Origin of the sequence: Streptomyces katrae (genome assembly GCF_000966975.1) — a bacterium.
GTDB lineage: Bacteria > Actinomycetota > Actinomycetes > Streptomycetales > Streptomycetaceae > Streptomyces > Streptomyces katrae.
In genome coordinates, this window is sequence record NZ_JZWV01000376.1 from 1 (window position 1) to 15,796 (window position 15,796).

A 15,796-nucleotide genomic window follows, 5' to 3' on the forward strand; every position below is an offset into this window, starting at 1 on the left:
AAGAGACGGCCCTGACCCTCGTGTACGTCGTCTGGGGCTCGACCTACCTCGGCATCCGGATCGTCGTGCAGACCATGCCGCCCTTCCTGTCCGCCGGGGCCCGTTTCCTCTCCGCCGGCCTGATCCTGGCCGGCGTCGTCGCCTGGCGGTACGGGCCGTCCGCGCTGCGCGTCACCCGCGCGCAGCTCGGCTCGACGCTGCTGGTCGGCCTGCTGCTGGTGCTCGGCGGCAATGGTCTGGTCGTACTGGCCGAGACCTCGGTGCCGTCGGGGCTGGCCGCGCTGCTGGTGGCGGCGGTGCCGATGTGGGTGGTGGTGCTGCGGGCGGTCACCGGGGACCGCCCGCCCGCGCGCACCCTGGCCGGGGTGCTGGTGGGGCTGTGCGGGATGGGGGTGCTGACCAGCCCGGGGCTGAGCGGGGAGGTGCGGCTGTCGGGCGTGCTGCTGGTCGTGGCCGGGTCGGTCACCTGGGCCCTGGGCTCCTTCTCCGCCGGGCGGCTGCCGCTGCCGGGGAACCCCTTCACCGGCAGCGTGTACCAGATGCTGTGGGGCGGGGCCGCGCAGGTGCTGGTGGGGCTGGCGCGCGGCGAGCAGCACGGTCTGGATCCGGCCTCGTTCTCCACCGCCTCCTGGCTGGCGCTGGGCTACCTGGTGCTGATCGGTTCGGTCGTCGGGTTCACCTCGTACGCGTGGCTGCTCCAGGCGGCCCCGCTGTCGCTGGTGGCCACGTACGCGTACGTCAACCCGGTGGTGGCCGTGGCGCTGGGCGCGCTGGTCCTGGACGAGCCGCTGACCCTGCCGATCGTGCTGGGCGGCCTGATCGTGGTGGCGGCGGTGGGCGTGATCGTCAGCACGGAGCGCCGGAAGTAGCTCCGGGTCTCAGCCCCGGGCCGCCGCCTCGTAGAGGGCCCTGGCCCTCTCGTCGTACAGCGCGGCCGTGGAGTCCACGTCGGTGTCCCCGCCGCTGAGCACCCCGATGAGCCGTCCCGGCTGGCCCGTGCCGCCGCGGTCGGCGATCCAGGGGCTGCCGCTGGTGCCCGTCCAGAAGCCGGCGCAGCTGATGTACAGCATGTCGGGGTCGTCGCTGTCGTGGCGGGTCTGCGTGGTGCAGGAGACGGGCTTGTTCTGCGGGTTGTGGTCGGACTCGGGGTAGCCGATGACGGTGACCTCGCGCTCGTACCCGGAGGTCCAGTCCGGCTTGGGCGCCTCGCCCTGTCCGACCCGCTGCTGGAGGCTGCGCCCGTCCCCGTCCGGCTCGACGGTGAGGAAGGCGAAGTCGGCGGTCTCGTCGCCCCATTTGGTCCAGCGTTCGTCCACGTGGATCGAGCGGACCTTCCACACGCCGAAGGGCTTGCTGCCCGAGCCCTCGCCGGAGAAGGCGGGTGCGAAGGAGAGCTCGCCGATGGCCAGCCCGTCGTGGGCCGTCTCACCCGGCCGGCCGTCCTCGCCGGCCGGTGCGACGCAGTGGGCGGCGGTCGCGACGACGTTGCCCTTGGGGCTGTCGACCACGCTCGCCGTGCACCAGTGCTCCCCGTTCGCCATGAGCACGCCGACGGTGGGGAAGGGGTGCACCGGCTGCTCGCCGGACGCGCCGAGGAGCACGGTGGCGGCCGCCGCCACGATCCCCGCCGCGGCGGCCGCTGCCGCCGCCCCCTTCACCACCGGTCTCACCGCACGCCGGGGTCGGGTGTGGGTGCCTGCATCACCTTGCTGATCCACGCCAGGGAGCCCTCCCTCATTCCGCGTACATACGATTTTCCGTTGTGCTCACCATCCTGGATCACCTGGAGCCGGGTGTGCACGGGGCCCTTCCCGTATTCCTTCATGAACTTCTCGGCCAGGTCCCGGCCGCTCTCCTTGGTGCCGATCTGGAAGTTGATGTAGACGTCGGGGCCGCCCTCCCCGATCAGCTTCTCGGCGAGCTTCTCGGGGTTGTTCTCGTCCATGGCCTGGCGGTTCCCCTTCCACAGCGGAGAATCGGGTACGAAGTCGACGCCGCTCGCGATGGCCGCCTTGAAGCGTTCGGGGTACTTCAGGACGTGCTTGAAGGCGCCGAAGCCGCCCGAGGAGGAGCCCATGAAGGCCCAGCCGTCGCGGGAGGTGAAGGTACGGAAGTTCGCCCGGGTGAAATCCGGGACGTCATCGGCCATCCAGGTGCCCATCTTGGGCTCTCCGGGGATGTCGGAGCCGTCGTAGTGGTACTTGGTGTCGGCGTTGATCACCGGCATGACCAGGATGAACGGGAGGCTGGTGCCGTTCTTGACCCCGTCGGTCACGGCCTGCTGCAGGCCGAGGCCGGGGCCCGTGCCCCAGTAGTTCTTGGGGTAGCCGCGGCCGCCGGGCAGGGAGATCAGGACGGGGAAGCCGCTCTTGGCGTACCTCGGGTCGTCGTACTCCTTGGGGACCCACACCCACACGTCACCCGTGAACCCGGACTTCCTGCCGGTCAGGGTGGTCATCGCGATCTGCGTGCCGTCCGCCAGCCGGCTGGTGCGCACGAACTCGGACTTGGGGCCGGTGGGCATCAGCACCCCGGGGCGGATGTCCTCGGCCGCCGCCGACTCCTGGATCTTCCCGAAGGAGACGGGGTCCCCCATGTCCGAGAAGAGGCCGAACCCGTACGCCGCGCCGCCCCCGGCGGCGAGGACGAGGGCGAGGCCGCCGCCGATCAGGATCTGGCGCCTGCGGGGGCGGCGGCCGCCGCCTTGCTGGTCATACTGCACGGATGTGTCCCGTTCCATCTCCGGCGCCCTGGTTGGGCGTGGGTCGGACCGATAGGTCCCCCTTATCGCTTCTACAGAGGTGTCAACGACCGTAGGGGTTGCCTGGGACCGGGGCGACGTGGCGAGGGCCACGTGGCGGACGTCCGTGCGACGGGGCTCAGCCGGCCTCGGGCTTCGGGCCCTTCAGCACCTTGCTGATCCACTCCAGCGAGCCCTCCTTCATGCCGCGCACGTAGTGCCAGCCGTTGTGCTCGCCGTTCTGGATGTCCCGGATGGTCGTCTTGACGGGGCCCTTGCCGTACTGCTCGACGAACTTCGTCATCCGGTCCTTGCCGGACTCCTTGGTGCCGATCTGGAAGTTGATGTAGACGTCCGGGCCGCCCGTCCTGATCAGCTTGTCGGCGAGCTTCTCGGGGTTGTTCGCGTCCATCTCCGCCTGGTGGCCCTTCCAGAGCGGGGAGTCCGGGACGATCTCGCCGCCGCTGGCGATCACGGCCTTGAAGCGGTCCGGGTACTGCAGGACCGTCTTCATACCGACGAAGGCACCGGAGGAGGAGCCCATGAAGGCCCAGCCGTCGCGGGACTTGTAGGTGCGGAAGTTGGCGCGGGCGAAGTCCGGGACGTCCTCGGCGATCCAGGTGCCCATCTTGGGCTGGCCGGGTATGTCGGCGCCGTCGTAGTAGTACTTGTTGTCCGGGTTGAGCACCGGCATGATCACGACGAAGGGCAGGCTGGTCCCGGCCTGGACGCCCTCGCTGATGGCCTTCTGGAGGCCGAGGCTGCGGTCGGACCAGTAGTTCGCCGGGAAGCCGTTGCCGCCCGGGAGGGCGATCAGGACCGGGAAGGCGCTCTTGGCGTACTTCGGGTCGTCGTACTCCTTGGGGGCCCACACCCAGACGTCCCCCTCGAAGCCGGACTTGGCACCGGCCAGGCGGGTCTTGGCGATGACCGTGCCGTCGTCGAGCTTGGTGGTCTGCTTGAAGTCCGACTTCGGGCCGGCGGGGAGCTGGACGTCCGGGTCGCCGGTGGGCGTGGGCGGGGCGGAGGGGGTCGCGCCCTTCCCGGCCGGGCCCGCGCCGTCCTTGCCGGAGGCGGCTGCGGCCGCGTGGTCCTTGCCGAAGGTGACGTCCTGGCCGTTGCCGTCGAACCACTCGTTCTTGTAGGCGGCGAAGCCCCCGCCGCCCAGGACCAGCACGCCCGCGACGGCCGCGCCGATCCATATCGCGCGCCGTGACTTCCTGCGGCCCCCGGCCCGCTCGGGCTCGCGGCCGGACGACTGCTGAGAGTACTGATGCACGAACTTCGCTCCGTACGGTCTCGGCTGCCCCGGAGCGGGGCAGCACGCGGACATCCCCTTGGTTAGTCCTGATGAGCGAATTCTGCGGATCGTTCCAAATACCTGCAAAAACGTGCCCGGAACTTCAGGTTTCGACTCGCTCACTTCAGAGCGTCGAGCACCTCCGCGCACCGCCCCAGCAGGGCGACGAGTTGCTCGCGCTCCTCCGGGCTGAAGGCGGCGGCGAGCGCCCGCTCCACGCGCACGGCGCCCGCGTCCGCGAGCTCCATCGCCGCGCGCCCCTCCGGCGTGAGCCGGGTCTCCAGCACGTTGCGGTGCCATTCGTGCGGGGTGCGCTCGACGAGGCCGCGCTCGTGGAGGTTCTTCAGCACGGTGTTCATCGTCGGCGCGGTGACCCCGCAGAGCCGGGCCAGGGCCGCGGCGGAGATGCCCGGCTTCTCGGCGAGCCAGAGCAGGGCCGCGTACTGCGGAACCGTTACTGCGGCCGGCTTGCAGGCGGTGGTCTTCGCCGCGAGCAGCGCCTGCTCGGCGCGCTTGATGTGCGAACCGATGCGCTCCTCGGGGGGCATGGAGGTCATGGCGTCATCCTATGGCCCTTGCCAAGCATTAGAACCCTAACTACTCTTCGAACCCTCCCACCCAGAAGGATGCACCCATGCGCAAGCTTTCGTATGTCCTGCCCGTCGCCGCCCTCCTGGCCCTGACCACGGCGCTCACCACCGGCGCCGCCCCGGCCCCGGCCCGCGTGTCGACGGCGTTCACGCTGCCGGGCGCGAAGGTCTACCCCGAGGGCATAGCCGCCGACGCCCGCACCGGGACCGTGTACGTCGGCTCGTACGCGGACGGCACCGTCTACCGCGCCCGCCCCGGCGCCCGCAGCGCCGAGGTGTTCCTGCCCTCCGGCACCGACGGCCGGCACACCGCGAACGGCCTGCGCGTCGACGCCCGGGGCCGCCTGTGGGTCACCGACTCCACGGCCGGCGTCGCGGTATACGACACGGCGACGGGCACCCGCCTGGCCCACTTCGAGGTCGCGGACCCCGCCGTCCGCCACTTCATCAACGACCTGACCATCACCCCGGACGGCACCGCCTACCTGACGGACAGCTTCCGCGCGGTGATCTACCGGGTCACCCCGGCCCAGCTGCGCGCCGGCTCGGGCCCGCTGACCGCGGCCTACGACCTGAGCGGGCACGTCGCCCCGGAGCCGCCGGGCACGGTCACCCTCAACGGCATCACCTCGGACCCGGCGGGCCGCTACCTGCTGACGGTCGACATGACGGCGGGCGAACTCCACCGCGTCGACCTCGCCACCGGCGCCCTCAGCCGGGTCACCCTCACCGGCGGCGACCTCAAGGCCGCCGACGGCCTCGACCTCTCCCCCGGCGGCACGCTCCGGGTGGCCCACAACGTCACCAACACCCTGACCCGCTGGCAGCTCACCCCGGACGGCACCCGCGCCCGCCTGGTCCACACCCTCACGGACCCGTCCCTCCAGATCCCCACCACCCTGGCCCGCACCGCGACCCGCACCCTGGTGGTCCGCTCCCAGTTCGACAAGGACGGCCCGATGACCCCCTCGACGGGCACCCCGACGACGTTCTCGGTCGCCTCGTTCCGGGGGCTGTAGCCACGACCCGTCCGACCAGCCGCCGCCGGGCGTGTCAGTGGCGGCTGGTTCCATGGCGTCATGAGCACCGTGCACGCGACCGCCGCCCTCCTTTCCGAGCCCGCCCTGCTCCGCGCCCATCTGCGGGCGCTGGCGGTGCTGGACGGCGCGATCGGCGACGATCCCGATTCCGCCCGGTACCGCTACGACGCCGCCTGGGGGCCCGGGGAGGAGGCGGCACTGATGGAGAACGGGTCGGGTGACGAGTTCTCCGTGCTGTTCACCCCGGCCGGCGTGCTCATCCGCGGCTTCGACCACGAGTCGGAGATGAGTCCGTACGGCACGGACGACGAGCAGGTCTGGCCCGGTGTCGTCGACGACGTGCCGTCCGCGCTGCGCCCGCTCCTCGACGAGCCCGCCTTCTACGACGAGGGCCTCGCCACCCCGCGGGTCACGGCCTGCCTGTGGCGGGAGACCGGCGACACCGCCTGGCGCACCGGTCCGGACATCGGCTTCCCCCCGGGCAGTCCGGACCCCGACGGCTCCGGCCACCTCTTCCGGCTCCTCACCGACCGCTCCCCCGAGGCCGTCCAGGCCCACTTCGAGGACTACTACGAACGCCCCGTCCCCCTCGAAGCCGTCCGCCACGTCCTGGCGGGCCACCCCCTGACCCCCGAGACCGCCCGCGCCCTCAACCCGGCCGCCCTCTCCGACGAGGCCCTTCTCCGACGGATCGCCGCGCACCCCGAGGTCGACGCGTACCTCGCCTGCGACGGCGAGTTCGACCTCACGCGCACCGACCCCATCGAGTCGATCGCCCTGCCGGCCGGTCTGCCGGTGGAGCCCGTGGCCGGCTGCGGCGCGGGCGGCACCCACTACCTGTGCGGCCCGGACGGCCCCGACAGCGCCCGCCCCGTCCTCTACACCGACTCGGAGGGCCAGGCCACACTGATCGCGGAGTCCCTCGCCGAGGCCCTGACCCTGGCCGTCGTCCTCCCGTCCTGGCACGACGCCCTGGCAGGCTTCCGGCCCCCCGCCCTCAACGCCGACTACATGGAGGACAACCCGGACCACCCCGAGGTCCGCGACCGCCTCCTCGCCGCCCTCCGCCTCCCCCCGGCCAGCGAGTCCGAGGTCCTGGCCCGCCTCCTGACCACGGCCGCACGCACCGTCCCGGACGGCTTCCTCCCCACGGTCGAGGGTGAGGAGGACGCCGCCTTCGAGCCGATGCTGCGCCTGCCCGCCGAGTAGCCCGAACGGAAGGGGTCAGGTCAGACGGGCGGCAGCAGGTCGCTCTCGCTGATGGTGTACGTCAGCGGCGGGTAGACGAAGTCCGTTTCCTGGTTCTCGCGACGCCGGAGCCGGTAGAACTCGCGGCTCTGGTCCTCGTCCGCCGGGACGAGGCGTTCGCCTCCCGGGAGGTGGGCCTGTCCGTCGCGGAAGCGGAGGAGGGTCTTCGAGGTTCGGAAGGTCACGCCCAGCCATTCGTCGTCCTCCGCCGGGGCGGGTCCGTCCAGCACGATCTTGTGCCGGAGCCGCCGGTTCGACTCGACGGAGAAGACGACGACGCTGTTGTGGGCGAGGGGGATCTCGAACCCCTCCCCGCCCCCGGGCGACGCCTTCGCTTCGAAGACGAGCTTCCTCGACGGGCCCTCCCCGCCACGTCGATAGCAGGAGAAGACGGCGATGGACGACCCGTCCGCCAGATCGAGGGCCTGGTCGGAATGGCTGCCCATGGTCCTGTAGGCGTTCGTGTAGCTCTCGACGAGGGCGTTGTTGAAGCCGGCCGGCAGGCCCGCCCGCTCCTGCACCTGCCGCGCCAGCCGTTCGTGCACCGCCCGGAAGCGCTGCGCCGGGCTGCCGTAGCGGGTGGTGGTGCGTACGAGGGGGACGCCACCCGCCCCGTCCGTCCTCGTCAGCACGGCACCCCGCCGGCCCTTTCCCACGGCCTCCCAGCTCGTCGCCGCGGAGAGCTCCGCGAAGGGATTGCCCTCGGTCTGCACCGTGTACGAGGAGATCGCCTCCGCGAGCCTAGATGCGGGGGGCAACGTAGTCTCCCGTGTTCATGCTGAAGAGGAACTGCCCGCCGTAGTCGATGAACGACGAGGTCCGGTTCTCCTCGGCGTAGAGCCTGCGCAGGTGGTCCATCCCCTCCGGGGTGGGCCGTCCCAGCCGCACCAGCTCCCCGGCCCGCTTGAGGAAGGTCTGGCCGTCCTTGTGGACCGCCTCGGTGTTCGAGCAGCGCACCACGTATCCCAGGCGGGTCGGGAGCGAATCGGCGTCCAACGCCCCGGGCCGGATCTCGTGCGTGTACAGGCGGTTGGTGGACAGCGGCATGAAGAACACGGAGCCGGGGTGGAGGGTCACGCTGAACCGCGGGGGCAGTGCGGCCCCGGTCGCCGTGTCCTTGAGGCGGAAGCGGAGGCTGGTCAGCCCGCTGACATTCGGCGGCTGGAGCTTCTCGATGCCGTCGTAGAAGGTGCAGAAGGCCATGATGCCGTTGACCGGCATGTCCTTCGTCTTGTCGGCATGGGCCGAGATCCTGGCCTTGGACTGCTTGCGCTCGGCCGTGGCCCGGCTGTTGTGGTAGATCTGCGCGAGGACGTGGTTCAGCGGCGCCGGATTCCGGAAGACGGCGGCGGCCTCGCGGTTCAGCGCGTCCACGATCGCCTTGTCCGTCGGGCCGAAGCCCTCGGTCGGGCCCGAGAGGTTCGTGGAACACCGCAGCAGCCGGAAATGCAGCTCGTCGCCGTCCCGGGTGACGGGCGTGAGGTAGATCCCGCTGCGGTGGGCCGTGCCCGGCTTGGTGGACTCCGTCAGCGACTGGAACTCGTGCTCGGCGCGGATCCGCCCGAAGTGGCCGGCGTCGGGGTGGAAGAACCGGCGGTAGTACACCCCGGCGCCGTGCACCCGCAGCGGAACCCGGCCGACGCCGACGACGGTCCACGGCTCCCCGCCGCCGCCCCCGCGGTACCCGTGCGACAGCTCCCGGACGACGAACACCCGGTCCGCCGCGTCCAGTTGCCGGCCACCGATCCCGGACAGGTCACCGCACAGGTAGACGGTCCTCCCCGCCAGGTCGACCGCGCCGGAAGCGAGCTCCTCCGGCGTGATCACGGCCCCGAAGAATTCCCTGACCGAGTCATCGCCCCGCAGCGCCCAGGGCGCGACCAGAACGTTCCCCGCATCCTCGATGCGGGCTTCCGCCCGCTCTTCCGCGTACATCAAAAGTCCCCCACTCCGACACGGACTGCTGTGTGCGACCACGACTCGGCGGGCCCGACGTACCAGGCCCGCCTCCGTACGGACGGAAAAGGCCGCCCAACCCGCTCCGGCGCAGGTCGGACGGCCTTTCGCCGGACGGATCAGACGTTGAAGCGGAACTCGACCACGTCGCCGTCCTGCATGACGTAGTCCTTGCCCTCCATGCGGGCCTTGCCCTTCGCGCGGGCCTCGGCGACCGAGCCGCATTCGACCAGGTCCGCGAAGGAGATGACCTCGGCCTTGATGAAGCCGCGCTGGAAGTCGGTGTGGATCACGCCGGCCGCCTCGGGGGCAGTGGCGCCCTGCTTGATGGTCCAGGCGCGGGTTTCCTTCGGGCCGGCCGTCAGGTAGGTCTGGAGGCCCAGGGTGGCGAAGCCGACGCGGCCGAGGGTGGCCAGGCCGGGCTCGTCCTGGCCGACCGACTGGAGGAGCTCCAGGGCTTCCTCGTCGTCCAGCTCGGCGAGGTCCGCCTCCAGCTTGGCGTTGAGGAAGATGGCCTCCGCCGGGGCGACCAGGGCGGACTGCTCGGCCTTGAAGGCGTCGTCCGTCAGCTCGTCCTCGTCGACGTTGAAGACGTAGAGGAAGGGCTTGGTGGTGAGCAGGTGCAGCTCGTGCAGGAGGTCGCCCTGCTCGGTGCCCTTGGTGATGCCCTGGGAGAAGAGGGTGTCGCCGTTCTCCAGGATCTTCTGGGCCTTCTCGGCCGCCGCCAGGACCGCGACCTTGTCCTTCTGGAGGCGGGACTCCTTCGTCAGGCGGGGGATCGCCTTCTCGATGGACTGGAGGTCGGCGAGGATCAGCTCGGTGTTGATCGTCTCGATGTCGTCCTTCGGCGAGACCTTGCCGTCGACGTGGACGACGTTCTCGTCCTTGAAGGCGCGGATGACCTGGCAGATCGCGTCCGACTCGCGGATGTTCGCGAGGAACTTGTTGCCGAGGCCCTCGCCCTCCGAGGCACCGCGGACGATGCCGGCGATGTCGACGAAGTCGACGGTGGCCGGGAGGATGCGCTGCGAGCCGAAGATGCCGGCCAGGACCGCGAGGCGCTTGTCGGGGACGCCGACCACGCCGATGTTCGGCTCGATGGTGGCGAACGGGTAGTTGGCCGCCAGCACGTCGTTCTTGGTCAGGGCGTTGAACAGGGTCGACTTGCCGACATTCGGCAGGCCGACGATTCCGATCGTGAGCGACACGTTGGCGACTTCCCGTAGCTGTTTGGGGGCGGCGGCCCGGAGTGGGCCGTCGGACAGTTTACTTTCCTGCGAGCGCGCGATACAGGATGCGTTCGGTACGTCACCCGCAGGTGCCCGCCGGGGCCGTGCGGCGCCCCCGGCCCCGCGGGCAGGCCGGCCGGCGGATGCCGCGGCCGCGGCTGACCGGGCTCGGCGGCGGGCTCTTCGCCTGCGCGGCGATGCTGCTCGTCGCCGGGATCTGCTGGCTGCTGTTCGATTCCTCGCTGTTCGCGTACGGGCTGCTGTTCCTGCCCGTGGCGGCCGCCACCGCCCTGTGGGTGCGCCCGGCCGACCTGATCACCGCGCCGGTGTGCGTGCCGATCGCCTTCGCCGCCGGGGTGTGGCCCGTGTCGGGCGGCTCCGGCGGGCTGGGCGGGGAGCTGATGGGGGTGGTGTCGGCGCTGTCCCTGCACGCCGGGTGGCTGTACGCGGGAACGCTGGTCGCGGGGCTGATCTCGCTGGTGCGGCGGGCCGCGCTGAGCGGGCGGCGGAGGGCTGCCAGGAGGGCCGGCAGCAGTTCCGCCGCCTACTGACCCGGGCCTGCTCACCTGGGCCTGCCGACCCGGGCCTGCCGACCCGGACCGCGGTTCACCGCGTCAGGCCGTCGCGGGCCGCCATGGCCGCGCCGACGATGCCGGCGTTGTTCTGGAGCTTCGCCGGGACGACCTCCGCGCGGACGTTCTGGAGGAGGGGGAGGAACTTCTCCGGTTTGCGGCTGACGCCGCCGCCGAGGATGAAGAGGTCCGGGGAGAAGAGCATCTCGACGTGCGCCAGGTACTTGTCCAGCCGGCGCGCCCAGCGCTCCCAGCTGAGGTCGCCGTCCTCCTTGGCCTTGAAGGAGGCCCGGGTCTCCGCGTCGTGGCCCTTGAGCTCCAGGTGGCCCAGTTCGGTGTTGGGCACGAGCCGGCCGTCGCGGAAGAGGGCGCTGCCGATGCCGGTGCCGAGGGTGAGCAGGAGGACCGTGCCGGGTACCCCGCGTCCCGCCCCGTACGTCATCTCGGCGACTCCGGCCGCGTCGGCGTCGTTGAGGAGGGTGACCGGGCGGTCCCCGAGGTTCGCGGAGAGCAGGGCCGCCGCGTCGAGGCCGATCCAGGCCTTGTCGACGTTGGCGGCCGTCCGGGTCACGCCGTGGGTGACCACACCGGGGAAGGTGACGCCGATCGGCCCCTCCCAGGAGAAGTGGCGGACGACCTCGGCAACGCCTCCGGCCACCCCCTCGGGGGTGGCCGGATGTGGTGTCAGTACCTTGTGGCGCTCCTGCGCCGGTTCGCCGCGGTCCAGGTCCACGGGAGCGCCCTTGATCCCCGTACCGCCGATGTCCACACCGAAGATCTGCATGGACTCACGGTACGGAGGGGCCGCCGCGCGGGCTACTCTTCGGCGCCGCCGGCCACCAGTTCGGCGGCCTCGGTGCGCAGGTCGCGGCGCAGCTCCTTCGGCAGCGAGAAGACGATGGACTCCTCGGCCGTCTTGACGATCTCCACGTCGGCGAAGCCGCGCTGCGCCAGCCACTCCAGGACTTCCTCGACCAGGACCTCCGGCACGGAGGCGCCCGAGGTCAGGCCGACGGTGGTGACCCCCTCCAGCCAGGCCTCGTCGATCTCGGAGGCGAAGTCGACCAGGTGCGCGGCGCGGGCGCCGGCGTCCAGGGCGACCTCGACGAGGCGGATGGAGTTGGAGGAGTTCTTCGAGCCGACGACGACGACCAGGTCGGCTTCGGCGCCCATCGCCTTGACGGCGGCCTGGCGGTTGGAGGTGGCGTAGCAGATGTCGTCGCTGGGCGGGGAGACGAGCAGCGGGAACTTCTGCTTCAGCGCGTCGACCGTCTCCATCGTCTCGTCGACGGAGAGGGTGGTCTGGGAGAGCCAGACGACCTTGGACTCGTCGCGGACCTCGACCTTGGCCACGTCGTCGGGGCCGTCGACGATGGTGATGTGGTCGGGGGCCTCGCCGGAGGTGCCGATGACCTCCTCGTGTCCCTCGTGGCCGATGAGGAGGATGTCGAAGTCCTCATTGGCGTAGCGGATCGCTTCCTTGTGGACCTTGGTGACCAGCGGGCAGGTCGCGTCGATGGTCGCGAGCCGGCCGCGCGCCGCCTCCTCGTGCACGACGGGGGCCACGCCGTGGGCGGAGAACATCACGATGTTGCCCGGCGGGACCTCCTCCGTCTTCTCGACGAAGATGGCGCCCTTCTTCTGCAGCGTCTGGACGACGTACTTGTTGTGCACGATCTCGTGCCGGACGTAGACCGGGGCGCCGTACTGCTCGAGGGCCTTCTCGACGGCGATCACGGCGCGGTCCACGCCCGCGCAGTAACCGCGCGGGGCGGCGAGCAGGACGCGGCGGGAAGCGGGTGCGGGGGCAGTCATACGCTCCATCGTACGGGGGGCTCCAGGAGGCCGGACGTCCCCCGTCCGGCAGAGACTGGGTCGAACGTCCGTCCTCACAGCCCCTCGGAGGAGCGATGGCAGCCACGGTGGATCCTGGTACGGCCGCACCCGCGGCGCTGCGGCGGAGCCTGGGGTTCCGGGACCTGGTGGTGTACGGGCTGCTCTTCATCGCGCCGATGGCCCCGGTCGGGGTGTTCGGCACGCTGGACGCGAAGTCGCACGGGGCGGTGGCCCTGGTCTACGTGGTCGCGACCGTGGCGATGGGGTGCACGGCGTTCTCGTACGCGCAGATGGTGCGGGTGGCCCCGCAGGCGGGGTCGGTGTTCACCTATGCCCGCAAGGGGCTGGGCGAGGGGCCGGGGATGATCGCGGGGTGGATGGCGGCGCTGGACTACCTGCTGATCCCGGCGGTGGCGTACCTGTTCTCGGGGATCGCGATGAACGCGCTGGTGCCGCAGGTGTCGCGGTGGGTGTGGACGGCGCTGGCGGTGGTGGTGACGACGCTGCTGAACCTGTGGGGGGTGCGGGCGGCGGCGCGGGTGGGGTTCGCGGTGCTGGCGGTGGAGGTCGTGGTGCTGCTGGTGTTCCTGGTGTCGGCGGTGGCGGTGCTGGTGCGGGACGGGGCGCGGCGGGGGTGGCTGTCGCCGCTGACGGGTGACGGGTCGCTGGGGTTCTCGTGGGCGGCGGTGGTGGGGGCGGTGTCGGTGGCGGTGCTGTCGTACCTGGGCTTCGACGCGATCGCCTCGTTCGCGGAGGAGGTGACGGGGGGCAGTGCGCGGGTGGCGCGGGCGTTGCTGTTCTGCCTGGGGCTGACGGGGGTGCTGTTCGTGGCGCAGACGTACCTGGCGGCGCTGCTGGCCCCGTTCTCGGCGGCGGAGCTGGCGGCGGACCCGGGGCGGCAGGGGCCGGCGTTCTACACGGCGGTCGAGGCGTCGGTGGGGGGCTGGCTGCACGACCTGGTGGCGGTGAGCAAGGCGGTGGGGGCGGCGTTCGCGGCGCTGGCCGGGCAGGCGGCGGCGGGGCGGCTGCTGTTCGCGATGGCCCGGGAGCGGCGGCTGCCGGGGGTGCTGGCACGGACCTCGGGGGGTACGCCGAGGGCGGCGCTGCTGGTGGCGGCGGTGGTGACGCTGGTGGCGGCGGTGTGGGCGGCACGGCGCGACGACGGGCTGGACCACCTGGTGTCGGTGGTGGACGTGGGGGCGCTGGTGGCGTTCACCCTGTTGCACGCGTCGGTGGTGGGCTGGTTCGTGGTGCGGCGCGCGGAGGGTCCGCCGCGTTGGGTGCGGCATCTGGTGGTGCCGGTGCTGGGGGCGGCGGTGACGGTGGCGGTGATCGTCGAGGCTTCCCCGACGGCGCAGGTGGTGGGGGCGGTGTGGCTGGCGGTGGGGCTGGGGGTGCTGTTCTTCCAGCGGGGCCGGACGGGGGCCGGTGCGGGCGCCGACACCCTGCCCGGGGCCTGAGCCCCTGTCAGCGGCGCCGGATAGCCTGCCTGCATGGGTCTGAATACGTCGGCGGAGGCGCCGCTGCCCGTCGGTCAGGTGTCCCGGCTCATCGGGGGCTGGATCGACCGGCTGGGCCAGGTGTGGGTGGAGGGGCAGATCACTCAGCTGTCCCGGCGGCCGGGGGCGGGGGTGGTGTTCCTGACGCTGCGCGATCCCTCGCACGACATCTCCGTCAGCGTGACCTGCTTCCGCCAGGTCTTCGACGAGGTCGCGGACGTGGTGTCGGAGGGCGCGCGGGTCGTCGTCCTGGCGAAGCCGGAGTGGTACGCGCCGCGCGGGCAGCTGTCGCTGCGGGTGACGGAGATACGGCCGGTCGGGATCGGGGAGCTGCTGGCGCGGCTGGAGCGGCTCAAGCGGTCACTGGCGTCGGAGGGGCTGTTCGCGCTGGAGCGCAAGAAGCCGCTGCCGTTCCTGCCGCAGCTGGTCGGGCTGGTGGTGGGGCGGGCCTCGGCGGCCGAGCGGGACGTGCTGGAGAACGCCCGTCGGCGCTGGCCGGCGGTGCGCTTCGAGGTGCGCAACGTGGCCGTGCAGGGGGTGCACGCGGTGCCGCAGGTGGTGCGGGCGGTCAAGGAGCTGGACGCCCTGGACGAGGTCGACGTGATCATCGTGGCGCGCGGCGGCGGCAGTGTGGAGGACCTGCTGCCGTTCTCGGACGAGGAGGTCGTGCGGACGGTGGCGGCGGCCCGTACGCCGGTGGTGTCGGCGATCGGGCACGAGCCGGACTCCCCGCTGCTGGACCTGGTGGCGGACCTGCGGGCGTCCACGCCGACGGACGCGGCGAAGAAGGTGGTCCCGGACGTGGGCGAGGAGCTGGAACGGGTGCGTCAGCTGCAGGGCCGGGGGCTGCGGGCGGTGCGCGGGCTGCTGGAGCGGGAGGAGCGCGGGCTGGCGCATGCGCTCGCGCGGCCGGTGTTCGTGCATCCGCAGCGGATGGTGGAGACGCGGGAGGACGAGCTGGAGGCCCTGCTGGCCCGCAGCCGGCGCACGCTGGGGCATCTGCTGGACCGGGCGGAGTCGGAGCTGGAGCACACCCGGGCCCGGGTGGTGGCGCTGTCGCCGGCGGCCACGCTGGAGCGCGGGTACGCGGTGCTGCAGCGGGCCGACGGGCACGTGGTGCGGACGTCCGGGGAGGTCGCGCCGGGCGAGGAGCTGCGGGCGCGGGTGGCCGAGGGGGAGTTCGCGGTGACGGTGCTGGAGGCCCGCTCGGAAACCGGTACAGACGGACACGTTCCGGCAACAAAGTCGCTGTAACACACATCTACGATGGGACACGGGAATGTCTGAGACCGATACCGCGCTGGGCTATGAGCAGGCCCGCGACGAGCTCGTCGAGGTCGTCCGCAAGCTGGAGGCCGGCGGCACCTCGCTGGAGGAGTCGCTCGCGCTCTGGGAGCGCGGCGAGGAGCTGGCGAAGGTCTGCCGGCACTGGCTGGAGGGCGCGCGCGCCCGGCTGGACTCGGCGCTGGCGGCCCGGGAGGCGGCGGAAGCGGCCGACGGGGAGGGCCGCGGGGAGTGACCCGGGTTGCCCGCACAGGAAAGTAGTTGAAATTTCATCTACTTTTGTCCTACAGTCGGGTTACCGCATCACCTCCGTACAGAAGAAGGCTTACCGATGTCTCTCGTGCTCGACGCCGCTGCTCAGGACCTGCTGTTCCGCGAGGCCCGCACCGCCAACTCGTTCTCCGACGAGCCGGTGACCGACGAGCAGGTCCAGGCCATCTACGACCTGGTGAAGTACGGCCCGACCGCCTTCAACGGCACGCCGCTGCGCATCACCCTGGTC

16 protein-coding genes and 1 pseudogene are annotated in these 15,796 nt (G+C 71.7%); 8 read left to right on the forward strand and 9 right to left on the reverse strand.

Annotated features, from left to right (window positions below):
- The first annotated feature begins 11 nt into the window (after positions 1 to 11).
- The gene (locus VR44_RS14620; protein ID WP_245691806.1) at positions 12 to 869 is read left to right on the forward strand and encodes an EamA family transporter; all 858 of its coding nucleotides are present in this window, start codon (positions 12 to 14) and stop codon (positions 867 to 869) included.
- 9 nt (positions 870 to 878) lie between these two features.
- On the opposite strand, the gene VR44_RS14625 is transcribed toward VR44_RS14620, so the two are convergent.
- From VR44_RS14625 to VR44_RS14640, 4 genes are all read right to left on the reverse strand, one after another.
- Positions 879 to 1,670 (reverse strand): trypsin-like serine peptidase, encoded by a 792-nt coding sequence (locus tag VR44_RS14625; RefSeq protein WP_045947914.1) that lies wholly within the window; start codon positions 1,668 to 1,670, stop codon positions 879 to 881.
- A complete protein-coding gene (locus tag VR44_RS14630) occupies positions 1,667 to 2,722 on the reverse strand; it encodes an alpha/beta hydrolase (RefSeq protein WP_245691804.1) in 1,056 nt (351 codons plus the stop codon). The genes VR44_RS14625 and VR44_RS14630 overlap by 4 nt, the downstream gene beginning before the upstream one ends.
- Positions 2,723 to 2,879: 157 nt before the next feature.
- A complete protein-coding gene (locus tag VR44_RS14635) occupies positions 2,880 to 4,019 on the reverse strand; it encodes an alpha/beta hydrolase (protein WP_045947916.1) in 1,140 nt (379 codons plus the stop codon).
- 140 nt (positions 4,020 to 4,159) lie between these two features.
- Positions 4,160 to 4,597, reverse strand: a complete 438-nt coding sequence (locus VR44_RS14640; RefSeq protein ID WP_045947917.1) for a MarR family winged helix-turn-helix transcriptional regulator — start codon at positions 4,595 to 4,597, stop codon at positions 4,160 to 4,162.
- Between the two features lie 77 nt (positions 4,598 to 4,674).
- On the opposite strand from VR44_RS14640, the gene VR44_RS14645 reads away from it, so the two are divergent.
- Both VR44_RS14645 and VR44_RS14650 read left to right on the forward strand, forming a co-directional pair.
- Positions 4,675 to 5,649, forward strand: coding sequence for an SMP-30/gluconolactonase/LRE family protein (locus VR44_RS14645; RefSeq protein ID WP_045947918.1), 975 nt, complete (start codon positions 4,675 to 4,677; stop codon positions 5,647 to 5,649).
- Positions 5,650 to 5,709: 60 nt separating this feature from the next.
- The gene (locus VR44_RS14650) at positions 5,710 to 6,879 is read left to right on the forward strand and encodes a hypothetical protein (protein WP_045947919.1); all 1,170 of its coding nucleotides are present in this window, start codon (positions 5,710 to 5,712) and stop codon (positions 6,877 to 6,879) included.
- 20 nt (positions 6,880 to 6,899) lie between these two features.
- On the opposite strand, the gene VR44_RS14655 is transcribed toward VR44_RS14650, so the two are convergent.
- The 3 genes from VR44_RS14655 to ychF form a co-directional block, all read right to left on the reverse strand.
- Positions 6,900 to 7,676 (reverse strand): alpha-ketoglutarate-dependent dioxygenase AlkB, encoded by a 777-nt coding sequence (locus VR44_RS14655; RefSeq protein WP_045947920.1) that lies wholly within the window; start codon positions 7,674 to 7,676, stop codon positions 6,900 to 6,902.
- The gene (locus VR44_RS14660; RefSeq protein ID WP_211275065.1) at positions 7,660 to 8,853 is read right to left on the reverse strand and encodes a hypothetical protein; all 1,194 of its coding nucleotides are present in this window, start codon (positions 8,851 to 8,853) and stop codon (positions 7,660 to 7,662) included. Before VR44_RS14660 ends, VR44_RS14655 begins: the two co-directional genes overlap by 17 nt.
- Before the next feature lie 140 nt (positions 8,854 to 8,993).
- Positions 8,994 to 10,082, reverse strand: a complete 1,089-nt coding sequence (gene ychF / locus VR44_RS14665; protein ID WP_045947922.1) for a redox-regulated ATPase YchF — start codon at positions 10,080 to 10,082, stop codon at positions 8,994 to 8,996.
- A 164-nt stretch (positions 10,083 to 10,246) separates the two neighbouring features.
- On the opposite strand from ychF, the gene VR44_RS14670 reads away from it, so the two are divergent.
- Positions 10,247 to 10,654, forward strand: a complete 408-nt coding sequence (locus VR44_RS14670; RefSeq protein ID WP_045947929.1) for a DUF6542 domain-containing protein — start codon at positions 10,247 to 10,249, stop codon at positions 10,652 to 10,654.
- A gap of 55 nt (positions 10,655 to 10,709) precedes the next feature.
- Here the strand turns inward: VR44_RS14670 and ppgK are convergent, their stop codons facing one another.
- The gene (gene ppgK / locus VR44_RS14675; RefSeq protein ID WP_045947923.1) at positions 10,710 to 11,459 is read right to left on the reverse strand and encodes a polyphosphate--glucose phosphotransferase; all 750 of its coding nucleotides are present in this window, start codon (positions 11,457 to 11,459) and stop codon (positions 10,710 to 10,712) included.
- A gap of 32 nt (positions 11,460 to 11,491) precedes the next feature.
- Entirely contained in the window at positions 11,492 to 12,499 is a 1,008-nt protein-coding gene (locus VR44_RS14680; RefSeq protein ID WP_385872891.1) for a 4-hydroxy-3-methylbut-2-enyl diphosphate reductase, read from the reverse strand.
- An 86-nt stretch (positions 12,500 to 12,585) separates the two neighbouring features.
- On the opposite strand from VR44_RS14680, the gene VR44_RS14685 reads away from it, so the two are divergent.
- The 4 genes and pseudogenes from VR44_RS14685 to VR44_RS14700 all read left to right on the forward strand — a co-directional run.
- A complete protein-coding gene (locus VR44_RS14685) occupies positions 12,586 to 13,971 on the forward strand; it encodes an APC family permease (RefSeq protein WP_045947925.1) in 1,386 nt (461 codons plus the stop codon).
- 33 nt (positions 13,972 to 14,004) lie between these two features.
- Positions 14,005 to 15,264: an exodeoxyribonuclease VII large subunit gene (gene xseA, locus VR44_RS14690; RefSeq protein ID WP_063778919.1), complete on the forward strand. Its 1,260-nt coding sequence runs from the start codon at positions 14,005 to 14,007 to the stop codon at positions 15,262 to 15,264.
- 25 nt (positions 15,265 to 15,289) lie between these two features.
- On the forward strand, positions 15,290 to 15,529 hold the full coding sequence (locus VR44_RS14695; RefSeq protein WP_045947927.1) for an exodeoxyribonuclease VII small subunit: 240 nt from the start codon (positions 15,290 to 15,292) through the stop codon (positions 15,527 to 15,529).
- A 96-nt stretch (positions 15,530 to 15,625) separates the two neighbouring features.
- Positions 15,626 to 15,796 (forward strand): annotated as a pseudogene (locus VR44_RS14700) (malonic semialdehyde reductase); the annotation flags it as partial.